Annotated in this window: 15 protein-coding genes; all 15 read left to right on the top strand. The window is 64.1% G+C overall.

Features of this window, described 5'->3' with window-relative positions:
- The first annotated feature begins 1 nt into the window (after nucleotide 1).
- The 15 genes from AzCIB_RS12350 (at nucleotide 2) to AzCIB_RS24240 (ending at nucleotide 16,045) form a co-directional block, all read left to right on the top strand.
- Nucleotides 2-1,174: an acyl-CoA dehydrogenase family protein gene (locus AzCIB_RS12350; RefSeq protein WP_050416167.1), complete on the top strand. Its 1,173-nt coding sequence runs from the start codon at nucleotides 2-4 to the stop codon at nucleotides 1,172-1,174.
- Between the two features lie 12 nt (nucleotides 1,175-1,186).
- Nucleotides 1,187-2,269 (top strand): acyl-CoA dehydrogenase family protein, encoded by a 1,083-nt coding sequence (locus tag AzCIB_RS12345; protein ID WP_050418357.1) that lies wholly within the window; start codon nucleotides 1,187-1,189, stop codon nucleotides 2,267-2,269.
- A gap of 71 nt (nucleotides 2,270-2,340) precedes the next feature.
- Nucleotides 2,341-3,141 carry an enoyl-CoA hydratase-related protein gene (locus AzCIB_RS12340; RefSeq protein ID WP_050416166.1) on the top strand — a complete coding sequence of 267 codons (801 nt, stop codon included), beginning with the start codon at nucleotides 2,341-2,343 and terminating at the stop codon, nucleotides 3,139-3,141.
- 142 nt (nucleotides 3,142-3,283) lie between these two features.
- On the top strand, nucleotides 3,284-5,119 hold the full coding sequence (locus AzCIB_RS12335) for an AMP-dependent synthetase/ligase (protein WP_050416165.1): 1,836 nt from the start codon (nucleotides 3,284-3,286) through the stop codon (nucleotides 5,117-5,119).
- Nucleotides 5,120-6,298: an acyl-CoA dehydrogenase family protein gene (locus AzCIB_RS12330; protein ID WP_050416164.1), complete on the top strand. Its 1,179-nt coding sequence runs from the start codon at nucleotides 5,120-5,122 to the stop codon at nucleotides 6,296-6,298.
- A gap of 42 nt (nucleotides 6,299-6,340) precedes the next feature.
- Complete coding sequence (locus AzCIB_RS12325) at nucleotides 6,341-7,348, top strand: NADP-dependent oxidoreductase (RefSeq protein WP_050416163.1); 1,008 nt, start codon at nucleotides 6,341-6,343, stop codon at nucleotides 7,346-7,348.
- Between the two features lies 1 nt (nucleotide 7,349).
- Nucleotides 7,350-8,375 carry an NADP-dependent oxidoreductase gene (locus AzCIB_RS12320; protein WP_050416162.1) on the top strand — a complete coding sequence of 342 codons (1,026 nt, stop codon included), beginning with the start codon at nucleotides 7,350-7,352 and terminating at the stop codon, nucleotides 8,373-8,375.
- A 48-nt stretch (nucleotides 8,376-8,423) separates the two neighbouring features.
- Complete coding sequence (locus tag AzCIB_RS12315) at nucleotides 8,424-9,872, top strand: MmgE/PrpD family protein (protein WP_050416160.1); 1,449 nt, start codon at nucleotides 8,424-8,426, stop codon at nucleotides 9,870-9,872.
- Entirely contained in the window at nucleotides 9,869-10,669 is an 801-nt protein-coding gene (locus AzCIB_RS12310) for an enoyl-CoA hydratase-related protein (protein WP_050416159.1), read from the top strand. The genes AzCIB_RS12315 and AzCIB_RS12310 overlap by 4 nt, the downstream gene beginning before the upstream one ends.
- Nucleotides 10,670-10,693: 24 nt before the next feature.
- Nucleotides 10,694-11,584, top strand: coding sequence for an SDR family oxidoreductase (locus tag AzCIB_RS12305; RefSeq protein ID WP_050416158.1), 891 nt, complete (start codon nucleotides 10,694-10,696; stop codon nucleotides 11,582-11,584).
- Between the two features lie 30 nt (nucleotides 11,585-11,614).
- Nucleotides 11,615-12,415, top strand: coding sequence for an enoyl-CoA hydratase/isomerase family protein (locus AzCIB_RS12300; RefSeq protein ID WP_050416157.1), 801 nt, complete (start codon nucleotides 11,615-11,617; stop codon nucleotides 12,413-12,415).
- Nucleotides 12,416-12,454: 39 nt separating this feature from the next.
- A complete protein-coding gene (locus AzCIB_RS12295; protein ID WP_083446995.1) occupies nucleotides 12,455-13,453 on the top strand; it encodes a VOC family protein in 999 nt (332 codons plus the stop codon).
- 108 nt (nucleotides 13,454-13,561) lie between these two features.
- Nucleotides 13,562-14,890 carry a DUF3363 domain-containing protein gene (locus tag AzCIB_RS12290; RefSeq protein WP_198149526.1) on the top strand — a complete coding sequence of 443 codons (1,329 nt, stop codon included), beginning with the start codon at nucleotides 13,562-13,564 and terminating at the stop codon, nucleotides 14,888-14,890.
- A 91-nt stretch (nucleotides 14,891-14,981) separates the two neighbouring features.
- The gene (locus AzCIB_RS12285; RefSeq protein WP_050416155.1) at nucleotides 14,982-15,407 is read left to right on the top strand and encodes an organic hydroperoxide resistance protein; all 426 of its coding nucleotides are present in this window, start codon (nucleotides 14,982-14,984) and stop codon (nucleotides 15,405-15,407) included.
- 116 nt (nucleotides 15,408-15,523) lie between these two features.
- Nucleotides 15,524-16,045: a hypothetical protein gene (locus AzCIB_RS24240; RefSeq protein WP_157058491.1), complete on the top strand. Its 522-nt coding sequence runs from the start codon at nucleotides 15,524-15,526 to the stop codon at nucleotides 16,043-16,045.
- The last annotated feature ends 187 nt before the right edge of the window (nucleotides 16,046-16,232 follow it).

The following is a 16,232-nucleotide window of genomic DNA, read 5'->3' as shown; positions in this document are numbered from 1 at the left end:
CATGGATTTCCGTGACGCTGCGGAGGACGCCGCTTTCCGCGAGACGGTGCGGGCCTGGCTGGAGAGTGAGGTGCCGCGCCTGGGGCCGGCGCCGGACAAACTCGAGGAGCGGGTCGAATGGTGGCGCCCCTGGCAGCGCCGCCTGTATGAGGCCGGCTATGCGGGACTGGCCTGGCCGCGCGAATATGGCGGTCGCGGCGCGAGCGTGTTGCAGCAAGCCATCTTCTACGAAGAGTGCGATCGGGCCGGCGCGCCCGACCGGCTCGACGTGATCGGCGCCGGCTTTGCCGGACCGACCTTGATCGAACACGGCACTGCCGCCCAGAAGACGCGTTTTCTCGATCGCATCCTGACCGGAGAAGATCTCTGGTGTCAGCTCTTCTCCGAGCCGGGGGCTGGTTCCGATCTGGCGGCCCTCACCACCCGTGCGACGCGTGATGGCGAAGGCTGGCGTATCGAAGGCCAAAAGGTGTGGACCAGCGCCGCCCAGGTGGCCGAATACGCCATCCTCCTGGCACGCACCGGCGAAGGGGAGCGTCATCGCGGCATCAGCTTTTTCATCCTGCCCATGCGCCAGCCTGGCGTTGACGTGCGCCCGCTGCGCCAGATGCTGGGCGGCGCCGAGTTCAACGAAGTGTTTCTCGACGGCGCCCATGTGCCGGGAGATCTGCTGGTCGGTCAGTTGGGCGGCGGCTGGAAGGTTGCCATGTCCACGCTGGGCTACGAGCGCGCGGCGATCGCCACCGGGCGGGTCAATACGCTGCGCCTGCTCGACGAGTTGATCGCGCTGGTGCGGGACGCCCGGGGTGCTGACGGCCTGCCGCTGGGCCGGGATGCCTTCGTGCGGCAACGCCTGGCCGAGCTCTATACGCGGATGACCCTGCAGCGCCTCACCGGAAAACGCATCTTGAGCACCCTCGCCGAGGGCGGGGCGCCCGGCCCCGAGGCGTCCACCGCCAAGCTGTTCACGACGCCGCTGGTGGAGGAAATCTGCGATTTCGCGCTTTCGGTGATCGGCATCGAAGGGCAGGAAGAACCGGCCGATACGGATCCGGCCCGGGCCAAATGGCTGCGCCTGGCCTACCAGGCCCGGGGCACCAGCATTGCCGGCGGTACCACCTTCATCCAGCGCAACATCCTGGCCGAACGTGTCCTCGGCATGCCGCGCGACTGAATGGAGCATGTGATGCGATTCGCTTTCAACGAAGAACAGGAAATGCTGCGCGACGCGATCCGCGTCGCCATGCAGCGTGAAGCGGGGCTGGACAAGATTCGACGCTGGGTCGATGCGGCGGACTTGTCGCCTTTCGACGCATTCGCGGTCCGCAATGCCTGGATGGGTATCGGCGTTGCCGAGGAGCTTGGCGGCCAGGGCGGCGGCCGGGTCGAGCAGGCCCTGATGTTCGAGGAACTGGGGCGGGCCGTTGCGCCCAGCGGCGTTCTGCTGGCCGGTGCCGGCGGGGTACTTGGTTTTGCCGCACGGCTTCCTGGGGGCGCCGAGTTTCTGCGCGAAGTGCTCGATGGCGGGGGGGGCGGGGCCCTGTGCGTTCCCGCCGGCCGGCCGGCCGACCAGGGGGCGCTCCAGGTGCAGGTGGCCGGCGATCGTCTGTCGGGTGTGATTCCGATGGTGCTGGAAGCGCCTGGGGCCAGCCATCTCTTGCTTCCGCTACCCACCGGCGATGGCCTGGACCTCTGGCTCCTGCCGGATGTGAAATCGGGCGTCGATATCAAGCCCCGCCGGATGATCGATCGCACTCGCCGCTTCGGTGACGTACGCCTGCAGCAGGCGAAAGGCATCCGCATCGGCAGCCTGAGCGGCGAAGGCGCGCGGGAAGCCAACGCGGTCATCGCGCTGCTGGTCGCCGCCGAGTCTCTGGGGCTGGCCCGGCGCATGCTCGACCTGACCGTGGAGTACGTCGGCCAGCGGGTCCAGTTCGGCGTACCGGTTGCTTCCTTTCAGGCGGTCAAGCATGCCGCCGCCGAGGCCTTGGTCGACATCGAAGCCGCCCACTCCGGCGTCTATTACGCCGCCTGGGCCTTGCAGGAAGGGCAGGCTGACGGCGTGCTCCATGCCTGGATCGCCAAGGCGTTCGCCACTGAAGCCGCCGTGCGCACGGCGGATCGGGCGTTGTTGCTGCACGGGGCCATTGGCTACACCTGGGAGCACGACCTGCAGCTGTTCTACAAGCGGGCCAAGCTCAATCTCGAATTGTTCGGTTCGCCGCGCAGTTATCGGGAACGGATGGCCGAGGTACTGGCATTGCACTGAGCATCTTTCTCATCAATCCGTCCTGCCCCTGCCGGACGGCGTTCAATCTGTCTAATGAAAGAGGAAATACCATGGAACTCAAAGACATCACCTATGAAGTCGACAACGGTCTGGCCACCATCACCATCAACCGCGAAAAGCGCATGAACGCCTTCCGCGCCGAAACGGTGGATGAACTGGTCAAATCCTTCAAGCGCGCCTGGGCCGATCCCGAAGTCGGCGTCGTCTGCCTCACCGGTGCCGGTGATCGTGCCTTCTGTGCCGGCGGCGATCAGAAGGAACGGGCTGAAACCGGCAGCTACGGCAAGTCGGAGAGCGGGCTGTTCGAAATCCTGGCCCTGCAGCGCGTCATCCGCGACATTCCCAAGCCGGTGATCGCCGCGGTTAACGGCTTGGCCATCGGCGGCGGCCACGTGCTGCACGTGCTGTGCGATATCTCCATCGCCGCTGACCATGCGCGCTTCGGCCAGAACGGGCCGCGCGTTGGATCCTTCGACGCGGGCTGGGGCACTGGGCTGCTGGCTCGCATCGTCGGCGAGAAGCGGGCCCGGGAAATCTGGTTCATGTGCCGGCAATACGACGCCGCCACTGCGGAGCGCTGGGGTCTGGTCAATGCCGTCGTACCCGCGGCGCAACTGAAGGCGGAGGTGCGCAAGTGGGCGGACGAGATGCTCGTCATGTCGCCCACCACGTTGCGCTTCCTCAAGCAATCGCTGAATACCGACACCGAGCACTTCGTCGCCACGGGCAGCCTCGCGTCGACCGGCCTGATCAATTTCGGCGACACGGCCGAAGCCAAGGAGGGCGTGGTTGCATTCGCCGAGAAACGCGCCCCCGCCTTCGGCAACTACCGCAACCGAGTATCGGTGTAAGGGGCCGTCGGCAGGCTGAAGAGCTTTGAGCGAATCGATGGCGGCCGGGACTTGAAGAAGTGCCGGCCGCGACGGCGCCATAATGACGGGCGCCTGATTGTTCATGCCTGCCGAAAGGCAAACGATAATTAAAGGAGACGTCATGGAACATTCCCCCGATCTGCATAAGACGGCGGCTGCCTCCATCCCACCCCGACACCCGGATACGGTCATCAAGGGCTTCCTTCGTACCGTCGAGCAGTACGGCGACCTGATCGCCGTCGACAGCCTGGACGGGAAGACGCGTCTGACCTGGCGTCAGGTTCGTGAGCGTGTCGAAGCATTGGCCGCGGGCTTGAGTCGTATTGGTGTTCGCCATGGCGATACGGTGGCACTGATGTTGAAGAACCGGCCGGAGTTCCTGTTCGCCGATCTGGCCATCATGGCTTTGGGCGCGACACCTTTCTCGCTCTATGCCACCTTGCCGGCAGCGCAGATCGTGCCCTTGCTGGACAATTCGGACGCCCGGATCGTTCTCTGCGAGCGGGCTTTCCTCAATCAGATCCGGGGCGCTCAGAAAGACTGGCCGACGCTCGCCACCGTCGTCCTGCTCGAAGGCGGCGGCGGCGCGGGAATCATCGACTGGTCCGATGTGGAAAAAGGCGGTGCCGAGGGATTCGATTTCGAAGCATCGGTCGCGGCGGTGCGCCCCGACGATCTGGCGACCATCGTCTATACTTCGGGCACCACCGGGCCGGCCAAGGGCGTCGAACTGCCTCACTCCAGCGTGATCGCCTTCGCCACCATCGTCGAGCACTGGCTGCGCTTCTTCCCCGGACAAAGAATCCTGTCCTGGCTGCCGACCGCCCATACCACCGAACGGGTGGCCGGACACTACCTGCCCCTGCTCAACGGTTGCACGATCACCTTCTGCGACGACCCGATGAACATCATGGCGGCGGTCAAGCAGGTTCATCCCCATATCTTCTTTTCGCCGCCGCGGCTGTGGGAAAAAATCAAGCTCGGCATCGAAAAGCAGTGGGCCGCGCTGCCCGAGGACGCCCGCCAGGCGGTGCATGAGGCGCTGCAGCGATCGCTCGAGAAGGTGCGCTTGGAGCAGGCGGAGAAGCCGGTGCCGACGGCCTTGGCCGAAGCCGTCGCGGCAGACGACGCCCGCTTCTTCGGCCCGGTGAGGAAGGCCCTGGGCCTCGATGCGGAAGGGCTGTTCGTCGGTTCCGGCGGTGCCATGGCGCCGATTGCCCTGGTCGAGTTCTTCCATGCCATCGGCCTGCCCCTGGATGAGGCCTACGGCATGACCGAGTCGGCGGCGCTCGGTACGCGCAGCCCGAAGGGCAAGGTTCGCATCGGTACGGTGGGCAAGGCGCAGCCAGGGGTCGAGGTCAAACTCGCCGACGACGGCGAAATCCTTATCCGCCACGCAGGGATCATGCGCGGCTACCGCAAGCAACCGGAGGCCACCGCCGCGATCACGGATGCCGACGGCTGGCTGCACACCGGCGACATCGGGACCATGGACGCCGACGGCTATTTCCGCATCGTTGATCGCAAGAAGGACATCATCATCAATTCGTTCGGCAAGAACATGTCGCCGTCGAATATCGAAGGGGCGCTGACCGGTGCGGGCAACTTCATTTCCCAAGCCATCGTTGTGGGGGATGGCCGCAACTACAACGCTGCCCTGCTCACCCTCGATTCCGCCTATCTGAGCGCCTGGGCCGCGGAGCATGGCTTGGGCGGGCTGGACATCGACGCCCTGTGCCGCAACCCGGAAGTGCTGGTCGAGGTCGAGGCCGAAGTGGCGCGGGCCAACGAGCAATTGGCTCGTGTCGAGCAGATCAAGAAGTTCCATATCGTCGGTGGCGAATGGTTGCCGGGATCCGAGGCGGTGACGGCGACCATGAAGCTGCGGCGTCGGGCCATCTTGAAGCAGTATGCAGACGAGATCGATGCGATGTACGCCGGCGAAGGGAGAGACTGAATGGCTAGGGAAAACAACAACCGCTTCAAACGTGAGCTTTTCGACGAGGACCACGAGGCGGTTCGTAATGGTTTTCGCCGTTTTCTTGTCAAGGAAGTCCAGCCGCATTATGAACAGTGGGAGCGCGACGGCATCATCCCCCATGCCCTGTTCGAAGCCTTGGGCGAGGCAGGCTATCTGTGCATGGCGGTTCCGGAAGCGTATGGTGGCCAGGGCTTGGCCGATTTCCGCTTCAGCATCGTGCTCACCGAGGAATGCCTCGCCCTTGGGATGACCTCCCTGGCCTCGGGCATTGCCCTGGTGAATGACGTCGCCCTGCCTTACTTCCTGGATTACACCAATGAGGAGCAAAAGCGGCGCTGGTTCCCCGGCATGGTCGCCGGCAAGCTCGTCACTGCGATTGCCATGACCGAGCCCAGCGGCGGCTCCGATCTGGCGGCCCTGCGCACGACGGCGCGTCTCGACGGCGATGCCTACGTGGTGAACGGTTCGAAGACCTTCATCACCAATGGCATCAACGCCGACCTGGTGCTGACTGCGGTCAAGACCGACGTTTCGAATCGTCATGGCGGCATCAGCCTGCTCGTCATCGAACGCGGCATGGCGGGCTTCGAGCGCGGCCGCAATCTGGAAAAGCTGGGCCAGCATTCCCAAGATACCGCCGAGTTGTTCTTTAACGATGTGCGGGTACCGAGAAGCAACCTGATCGGCACGGAAAACCAGGGCTTCGTGCACATGATGACGAACCTGCCCCAGGAACGCCTCAGTATTGCCAATTCGGCCGTAGCCGCCTCCCGGGCCGCGCTGGAGTGGACGCTTGCCTACGTCAAGGAGCGCGTCGCCTTCGGCAAGCCCATTGGTACCTTCCAGCACTCGCGCCAGGTGCTTGCGGGCATCCGGACGGAAGTCGAGATTGCCCAGGTCTTCATCGATCGATGCACCGGCCTCCACCTGAAACACGAACTGACCGCGGAGCAGGCGGCGATGGCGAAATGGTGGTGCACGGATCTGCAGGGGCGGGTCATGGACCAGTGCCTGCAACTCTTCGGCGGCTACGGCTACATGACCGAATTCCCGATCGCCCGCGCCTGGGCGGATGCGCGGATCATGCGGATCTTCGGTGGCACCAACGAGATCATGAAGGAAATCATCGGCAAGGCGGAAGGCCTGTCGGGTTGAACACGTGGGCCATGAACGCCCGCACGATCAAGGACGCATCAGATGCCAACAACAGAAATCAATCGCCAATGGATTTACGCGCAGCGCCCGAGCGGGGCTGTCGGACTTGAACACTTCCAGTGGCGCGAGGCGGCAATCCCGACTCTCGGCCCTGGTCAGGCCTTGGTCCGCCTGCGCGCGCTGTCGGTCGATCCGGCGCAGCGCGCCTGGATGATGACCCGGACCTACCGGCCGCAATTGCAGCCCGGCGAGGTCATGGCGGCTTTCGGCATCGGCGAGGTCGTGGAATCCAATACCCCCGGGCTGGCCCCCGGCGATCTGGTGGACGGCGACCTGGGCTGGCAGGATTTTGCTGTCGTCACGCCGGAAAGCGTCCGGCGGCGGGATAAGGATCAGACGCTGGAGCACCTGGTTGGTGTTCTCGGCATCACCGGTCTCACCGCGTTCTTCGGCCTGCTCGATGTGGGCGATCCGCGGCCGGGGGAAACCGTCGTGGTTTCCGGCGCGGCCGGTGCGGTGGGCTGCATCGCGGTGCAGATCGCCCGGCTCGCCGGCTGCCGCGTGGTCGGCATCGCCGGCGGCGCCGAGAAGTGCCGCTGGCTCGAGGAAGAGCTGGGTGTCGATGCTGCCGTCGACTACAAGGCCGGCAATTTGTACGAGGCCTTGAAGGCGGCGTGTCCGAACGGAGTGGACGTGTACTTCGACAATACCGGCGGCGAAATCCTCGAGATGGCGCTGGCGCTGATGAATACCCATGGCCGCGTTGCCTGTTGCGGCGCGGTGTCGCAGTACAACCAGGCGGAATGGGGCGGCGGTCCGCGCGGCGTGCCGGGCGTGCTGGTGGCCAAGCGCATCCGCATGGAAGGCTTCCTGGTGATGGATTTCTACAAGCAGCGCAAGGCAGCCGAGAAAGTCCTGGCGAACTGGATCCGCAGCGGTCAGCTCAAGACGCCGATGGATGTCGTCGAAGGACTCGAGAACGCGCCCCAGGCCCTGATCGACCTGCTCCACGGAAAGAACCGGGGCAAGATGATGGTGCGGGTAGGTTGAGATGGCTCCGACCGGCGTCAATCGGCAGTGGATCTACAAGCAGCGCCCGCAAGATGCCGTGGGCGTCGAACATTTCGAAATGCGGGAGGTTGCGCTACCCACAGCCGGGGCCGGCCAGCTTCTGGTGCGCGTACTGGTTGCTTCGGTGTCGCCGGGGCAACGTGCCTGGATGATGACCGATACCTACCGGCCGCGCTTGCAGCCGGGCGAGGTGATGGCTTCCTACGGGCTCGCCGAGGTAGTGGAATCGCGCAGCGAGGGCTTCACGCCCGGCGACATCGTGGATGGTGACTTCGGCTGGCAGGATTATGCCGTTGTCGCGCCCGGGGCGGTTCGCCGGCGGCAGGCCGGGATACCACTTGAATGGCTGGTGGGGGTACTGAACCTGACCGGCTTCGCGGCGCATGTGGGCCTGTTTGAGGTGGCAAGGCCGCGGCCCGGCGAGACCGTGGTGGTGTCCGGCGCCGGAGGAGCGACCGGCTGCGTCGCCGTGCAACTGGCGAAGCTGGCCGGCTGCCGTGTCGTGGCGATCGCTGGCGGTGCCGCCAAGGGCCAGTGGCTGGTCGAGGAGTTGGGCGCGGACGCGGCCGTCGATTACAAATCGGGCGATCTGGACGGGCAGTTGCAGGCGGCGTGCCCCGAAGGCATCGACGTCTATTTCGACAACACCGGTGGCGAGATCCTCGCTGCGGTGCTTGCCCGCATGAATGCCCACGGCCGCGTGGCCTGTTGCGGCTCGGTTTCCCAGTACAACCAGGACGATTGGGGTGAAGGACCCCGCGGCGTTCCTGGCGTGTTGGTGGCCAAGCGCATCCGGATGCAGGGTTTCGTCGTTTTCGACCATCTGCATCGGCGCCCGAACGTGGAGTCCGGATTCCTGGAACTGCTTCGCAGCGGCAAATTGAAAGCACCGGTGCAGACCGTGGATGGGTTGGAGAACGCGCCCCAGGCCTTGATCGATCTGCTCGAAGGGCGCAATCGCGGAAAAATGATGGTCAGCGTCGCCTCCCCGCGACAACCCCGCTAGTCGCGGGTGCCGCCGGCCCGCTGCAAACACAGCTATGGAGAGAAGCCGATGAACGCATTCGAACCGATCAGGCCTGAACAGGACCCCGCCGGTAAGCTGGCCGAGATGGTGGTCACCACGGCATTCGAGGATATCCCCACGGCGGTGGTCGAACTGGCGAAAAGGGCCATTCTCGACACCCTGGCCGTCACCATCGCCGGCTCCAACTGGGAAGTCAGCCCACAGATCGTGCGTCAGGTGGTGGAGTGGAGCGGCGCGCCGCAAAGCCCGATCCTCGTCCATGGCCAGCGGGTGCCGGCGCCGCTGGCGGCGTTCGCCAACGGCGTCATGGCCCGTGGCATCGACATGGGCGACGTGCATGAAACCGGCGGCCACGTCACCGAATGGAACGTCCCCGCCATGCTGGCCGCGCTGGGCATCGCCGGCAAGCCGGTCACTGGCCGGGAATTTCTCACCGCCTATATTACCGGCGGTGAATTGAGCGTCCGGGTCAATACGGCAATGAACGGCACTGCTCATGCTTCTTTTGGCGTGCCGGGCGAGTACATGGGCCCTCTCTGCGCCACGGCCTCGGTATCGCGGCTGCTCGGCCTGAGCGTCGAGGAAACCTGGAATGCCCTGGGGATCGCCTATTCGAATCACGGCATGTCGGAAATGCAGAAGTACGCCGAGGGCACGCAGATGGCGCGGGTCCAGCATTCCTTTGCTGGCGAGACCGCGATCAAGGCGGCGCTGCTGTCGCGCAAGGGCGTGACCGGGCCGAAGGGGATTTTCCTCGGCGTGCCCGGCGGCTCGTTCCGGCATATCGGCTGGAGCGACGTCCGTCCGGAAGTCCTGACCGAAGATCTCGGTAAGCGCTGGATCTATGCCGAAGGCTTGTCGATGAAGCCCTATTCGGCCTGCAAGTTCACCCATTCGTTCATCGCCGGCGCCATCGAGGTCATGCGGCTCAACCGGCTCGATTACCGGGACATCGCCAGCGTCCTGTGCATCGGCAGCGAAGGGGCGCGGATGACCGTCGAGCCTCGGGAAGCGAAATGGAACCCGAAAACCGTGGGCGAGGCGCTGTACAGCACGCCTTACACGGTGGCGACGGCGATCATCGGTGGCGACGTTTTCCTCGGCGATTTCACGATCGAGGAAGTCAATCGGCCAGACAAGCGGGCCCTGATGCAGAAGATCGCCGTCGAGTTCGATCCCGGGATCAAGGAGCAGTTCGAGGGCTTCACCGTCGAGATCACGCTGCAGGACGGGCAGGTGTTCCGGCAGCGCACGCCCTATGTGCTCGGCCACACCAGGAATCCGATGAGCTGGGACGACCTGGGCCGCAAGCTATCGAAATGCGCGGCCTATGCCGCGGTGCCGCTGACGGAGGCGAAGCTGAACAGGCTCGTCGAGCTGTGCACGGATCTCGACCAGGTCGGGGACGTGTCGGAGCTGCTGAACGCGCTCACCCCCTCGAATCCTGATCGCCATCCTGAGGAGGCGCAGCCATGAGCTTTGCGACGATCAATGTGGATGTTTCCGGTCATGTCGCAACGCTGACGCTGAACCACCCCGGCAGCCGGAACAGCCTGTCGGAGGCGACCCTGCGGGAAATGGTCGAGGCGCTGGATCGGCTGCGCGCGCACGATGAGGTGCGGGCATTGATTCTCACCGGAGCGGGGCAGGCGTTCTGCTCCGGCGCCGATCTCGGGAAAATGGATGCAGTCGATGTCGATGGCATGTCCCTCGGCGAGCGTGCCGCGGCGACCATGGACGCGGTCGCCAATCCGCTCATTCTGGCATTGCAGCAGTTTCCTCTACCGGTGGTAGCCGCCGTGAATGGCGTCGCCGCGGGCGGGGGATTGGCGCTGGCGCTGGCGGCGGACATCGTGATTGCCGCGCGCTCGGCCTATTTCCTTACGCCGTTTCTGCCGCGTCTGGGCATTGTGCCGGACATGGGCGCCACTTGGTTCCTGCCGCGCCAGGTCGGGCGGGCGCGCAGTCTTGGCCTGCTGCTGCTGGGCGACCGATTGCCAGCCGAGAAAGCACAGGAGTGGGGATTGGTCTGGGCCTGTGTAGACGACGCTGAGCTGATGGGTGAGGCGAGGAATATTGCAGGACGGCTGGCCCAGGCGCCGCCGCATAGAGCCCTCGAAGCGCGTCGCGCACTGGACGCGGCTGACGGCCAGGGCCTGGGGGCCCAGCTCGGCTACGAACGTGACCGGCAGCGCGAACTGCTGGACGCACCCGCCTTCAGGGAGGGCGTGAAGGCGTTCTTCGAGAAGCGTGCGCCCGTCTTCGTGCGTTGATCCAGGCGATGAAAGGAAGTAGCGATGTTGCTTGACGACTTGATGTTCAAACCGGGGCTGATGCGCGGGCAACGCATCCTGGTCACCGGTGGCGGGACGGGGCTGGGGCGGGTGATGGCCGAAGCCTTTCTGCTGCTGGGCAGCGAGGTCTACCTCTGCGGACGTCGTGGCGCCGTGGTCGAACAGACCGCTGCCGAACTGATGGCGCAGCATGGCGGCAAGGTGGTGGGCCTGGCCTGCGACATTCGCCAGCCCGAGGCCATCGCCGCCATGCTCGACAGCATCTGGGACGGCGGCGGACCGTTGACTGGCCTGATCAACAACGCCGCCGGGAACTTCGTCAGCCGCACCGAGGATTTGTCTCCGCGGGCCTTCGACGCGATCGCCAATATCGTCTTCCACGGTTCCTTCTACGTCACGCTGGAATGCGGCAAACGCTGGCTGGCGGCGGGACGGCGCGGCAATGTCCTGTCCATGGTGGTCACCTGGGTCTGGAACGGTTCGGCGTTCACGGTTCCGTCCGCCATGTCGAAGGCCGGCCTGAATGCGATGACGCAATCCCTGGCGGTCGAATGGGGCGGCCGCGGCATACGCATCAACGCCATCGCGCCGGGCGTTTTCCCCACCGAGAGCGCCGCCGCCAGGCTCGATCCCACCGGGGCGGCCAAACCCGGCGACGATGTGCCCATGCGGCGCGTCGGGCAGATGTCCGAACTGGCGAATCTGGCGGTCTACCTGATGGCGCCGGGCTCCGACTACATCAATGGCGAAACCATCGTGATCGACGGCGGGCTGTATCCGGCGACCGGCGGCAACTTCGCCAAGCTGACCAGCTTGACCGACGAGGATTGGCGCCGCACCCGCCAGTTGATCGACGAACGCAATGCCGCCGACAAGGCCAGGCGCACGATTTGAGCAGCAAACCGGCTATGGAGGCTGACAGATATGAACTACAACTGTCTCGATTTGGAGCAGCGGGGGCCGGTACTCTGGGTCACGCTGAACCGGCCACAGGTACTGAATGCACTGAACCTCGAACTGGTCGATGAACTGGGATCCTTGTTCATCGGCCTGTACACCCGCGAGGATATTCGCGTCGTGGTCATGCGTGGCGCGGGCCGGGCCTTCTGTGCCGGGCTCGATCTGACCGAGCATGGCGAGCAGGCCGGCACCCTTTCGGTGTCGGAGGGCTTGGCGGCGACCCGCCGCTACCGCGACATCGCCATCGCCATGCGCCGCTGCCCGCAACCGATCATCGGCCTGCTCAACGGGCCAGCTTGCGGCGGTGGATTCGCCCTGGCCCTGGCGACGGATGTGCGTATCGCCACACCCAGCCTGCGCATGAACGCTGCGTTTATCCGCATCGGCTTCAGCGCCTGCGACATGGGGCTCAGCTATTTCCTGCCGCGCATGGTGGGCAGCTCGGTTGCCGCAGAATACATGCTGACCGGGCGCTTCATCGATGCGCAGCGCGCTTACGAACTGGGGCTGGTTAGCCGTGTGGTCGAGTCGGAACAACTCGATGGGGAAGCCAATGCCCTGATAGAAGACATGTTGAGGGCTTCGCCGCTCGGTCTGCGCCTGACCAAGGAGGCGCTGGGCCACGCCATCGACGGCCAGAGCCTGGAAGCGGTGATCGCCATGGAAGACCGCAACCAGACCCTGTGCGCCCATGGCGAGGATTTCCGCGAAGCCATGATGGCGTTCATCGAAAAACGCCAGCCCCGTTACGCTACGACAGGGTAGGCGAACACCGGGCTGGCCTGGATTGAAAAAGGAGGGTACATGTCGGTACGACTCTCGGCCCTGAGCCATATCAGAGCCATTGTGGATGACGCCGATGCCGCGGTGCGCTTGCTCGGCGATGTTTTCGACGCCCCGGTGTTGAAACGGGTATCTTCATCTTTGCAACAGGAGAGTGCGACGCGGATATTGCATGCGGGGCTCGGTGACGTCCGGCTGCAGTTCATCCAGCCGGGGCCGGCGGGCACACGACTTCATCGGCAACTCAAGGATCAGGGGCCGCAGGTTGATGGCTTGGCGTTTTTCGTCGAGGACCTGGCGTCCGCGGTGACTGAACTTGCGCAGGAGGGCATCGCCATCCTCGAACGCTCGGACATTGTGTTGCAGGCCGCCACAGGTCCAGTCGAGGCGCCGGTCTGTGTGTTTGCGACGATGGAGCGTCTCGGCTTCAACATCGAGCTGATCGAGGGCGCCAGCGGCAGTTCGAAGGTTGCGGGCGACGATGAGCCGCCGGGCGATGCGCTGTTCGGTAATTTGTCCCCCCTTTTGCATGTCGAACTCGCCGTCGATGATCTGGACGATCCCTGCGCGCTGTTGCAGCGGTTGTTCGGCTCCGGGAAGGTCGAGAGCAGCTTCGCTCAATTTCTCAGTAGCCTGGGTTCCCTCGATATCGTCCATGTGAATCTGGGCAATGTGGTTCTTCAATACTGCCGCCCGAAGACAGAGGACTCCCCCTGGGCGCAATTGCTGGCGCGCCGAGGCCGCGCCATTCACAACATCACCTGGCTGGTGCGCGACATGCCCGCGACCGTGGCGGCGCTGGCGCGACAGGATGTGCAGGATCTGCGCAGTTTCTCCCTCGATTTCGGCAAACTGGTCGGTCGCGAGAACCTGCCGGAACATCTCGCTCCGCAGCGGATCGTTGATCTGATGCCAAGGCTCGGCTTCCATATGGAATTGACCGAAGCCTTTGCAAGCAATATCGACGACTTCATTTTCAACCCTTTCGGCAACTGGAAAGCGCGTCCGCAGTGCCCTTGATGGCGTCCATCAAACGGGGACAGCTCCACACACACGCACGTCGTCCTGCGCGGCAAGGACGACACCGGCAAAGACCTCATCATCTCCCGCGACTACATCGCCGAGGGGATGCGCCGCCGAGCCGCCGAACTGGCAACTGAATGGCTGGGGCCGCGCACCGAGTTGGAGATCCAGCGCGCCATGCAACGCGAAGTCGATCAGGAGCGGTGGACGGGATTGGAACGCACCTTGCAGCGCGAAGCAGTGGACGGCCTGGTCCTGCCGGAGACGCTGGCCTCACCCCGGCTGCAACGCCAGCGGCAGATGCTGATCGGCCGTCTGCAGCGTTTGCGGCGCATGGGCTTGGCGACCGAGCAGCAGCCCGGTGTCTGGGCCATCCTTGCCGAGGCCGAGCCGACCCTGCGGGCCATGGGCGAGCGCGGCGACATCATCCGCACCATGCAACGTTCCATGAGCGGCAAACAGCGCGAGATGGTCGTGTTCCAGCCCGGCGAGGAAGGCCGCGCCATCGTCGGCCGAGTGGTCGGCAAGGGCGTGGCCGACGAGCTGCATGACAAAGGCTATCTGGTCATCGACGGGACCGATGGCAAGGCGCACTACGTTGCGCTACCGCCGCGATCGGAACTGGAGCAATACCCGACCGGCGCTGTGGTGGAGCTGAAAGGCTCGGCCGACCTGCGCGCTGCCGACCGGAACATCGCCGCGCTGGCTGCCGACGGCATCTATCGCACCGACCATCACCTTGCGCTCGCCCAAGGCCAGGCCACGCCCGACCGTGACCCGCGCGAGGTGGTGGCGGCGCACGTGCGCCGGCTGGAGGCCCTGCGTCGCGCCGACATCGTGGAGCGCATCGCCGAGGGCGTCTGGCGTGTGCCCAGCGACCTGGCCGAGCGAGGCCGCCAATACGACGTCCAGCGCCTGAGCGGCGGCGTCGCAGTGGAGCTGAAATCGCACCTGCCCATCGAGCGGCAGACCCGCGTAATCGGCGCGACCTGGCTGGATCAGCAGTTGATCGGCGGCGGCAAGGGGCTGGGCGACCTGGGCTTTGGCAGCGAGGCCAAGGACGCACTGCAACAGCGCGCCGATTTTCTGACCGAGCAAGGGCTAGCCGAGCGGCGCGGCCACCGCGTGATTCTGGCGCGCAATCTATTGGCCACGCTACGCGGGCGCGAGCTGGTAAAGGTTAGGCAGGACATCGCGGCGGAAACTGGCCTTGAGCATCGGCCGGTGTCCGAGGGGCAGCGCGTGAGCGGTATCTACCGGCGCAGCATGATGTTTGCCAGCGGGCGCTACGCGATGCTTGATGACGGCATGGGGTTCAGCCTAGTACCGTGGAAGCCGGTAATCGAGCAGCGGTTGGGTCAGCAGATCGCCGCGACGGTGCGCGGTAGCGGGGTGTCGTGGGAGGTTGGCCGTCAACGGGGGATGTCGATCTGAATGGCTAAGCCTTGCCATTGCATTTATGTTAGCTAGCGATATAATCGCTAGCGTACATTCTGGACTTAACCAACTTTTAGGAGAGAACATTATGAGTGTGCTGTATTCCACCAAGGTCACCGCCGTCGGAGGCCGCAACGGCACTGTGCTCAGCGACGATGGTCTGCTGAACCTGCAACTAGCCTTGCCTTCTGGGCTTGGGGGCAAAGGCGGTGCGACGAATCCCGAGCAACTGTTCGCGGCGGGTTACGCGGCCTGCTTCGGCAATGCCGTCATCCACGGCACGCGCAACAAAGAGACGAAGGTCCGGGACAACGACATTGAGGTAGTCGCCACTGTGGGCATGGCCCCGAACGGTAGTGGCGGCTTCGGCCTGACCGTCGCGCTGGATGTGACCATCGCTGGCGTCGACCAGGCCAATGCCGAGGAAATCGTCGCCGAGGCGCACAAGATCTGCCCGTACTCGAACGCGACGAAGGGAAATATCGACGTTGTGCTGTCAGTGCATACACGCTGATAACAGAACAGTAGTGCCAGAGGCCTAACGAACTGCTGGTGCTGGGTCGTCGATGGCGTCGACGCATGCGCATCGCCCCTGCGGCTTTCGGATGCTGTTCGCCAAGATCGAGGTGAATGGCGCCATTGCTTACCTCTCTCTGCAAAGGAAATTATGATGTTCAATCAAAGAGAGCTCTTATTGGGTCTATTGGGTCTTGCCTTTCAACTGTACTGGTCGTCCCCGCATTTGCCGACAAGTCCAAGAATGAATCCATCCCTGTAGGCGACAGCTCTTTCCAGTGCATCACAAAACTGACACCGGTGCGTGGATTTTACGTCGCCAGTCTGCCCGGGACACTGAGCGAAACCGTTGCTGTCGCCAAATCCAATAAAGGTGGCAAATATCCGCCGGGTTCGGTGGTTCAGTTAATTCCGGGCGAAGCCATGGTTAAGCAGCCAAAGGGCACAAACCCACAGACACACGACTGGGAATTTTTTGAACTAGACGTTGATGCCAATGGCACAAAGATCCGAAAACGTGGCTATACGGATGTGGTCAACCGCTTTGGTGGAAATTGTTTTGCGTGCCACGTGCGAGCCAAACCGCAATGGGATCTCGTTTGCGAAAAAACCACGGCTGCCAGACTATCCCCCTGACAGAAGCGATGATTAGGGCACTCCAGCTCAGCGATCCCCGGTGTTCTCCACCCAATCAACTGAACGAAACCGACAAAAAGGCACTTCAGGATCTTGGCGAAGTATTGAAGAAAATATCGACTGCCGGAGTCGAAGGCCCCAAATAGGTGCACATTGAATACATTCATGATCGAACGCGATCAGTCGA

The sequence above is a fragment of the Azoarcus sp. CIB genome (assembly GCF_001190925.1).
GTDB lineage: Bacteria > Pseudomonadota > Gammaproteobacteria > Burkholderiales > Rhodocyclaceae > Aromatoleum.
This window is presented reverse-complemented; position numbering and strand designations above follow the sequence as displayed.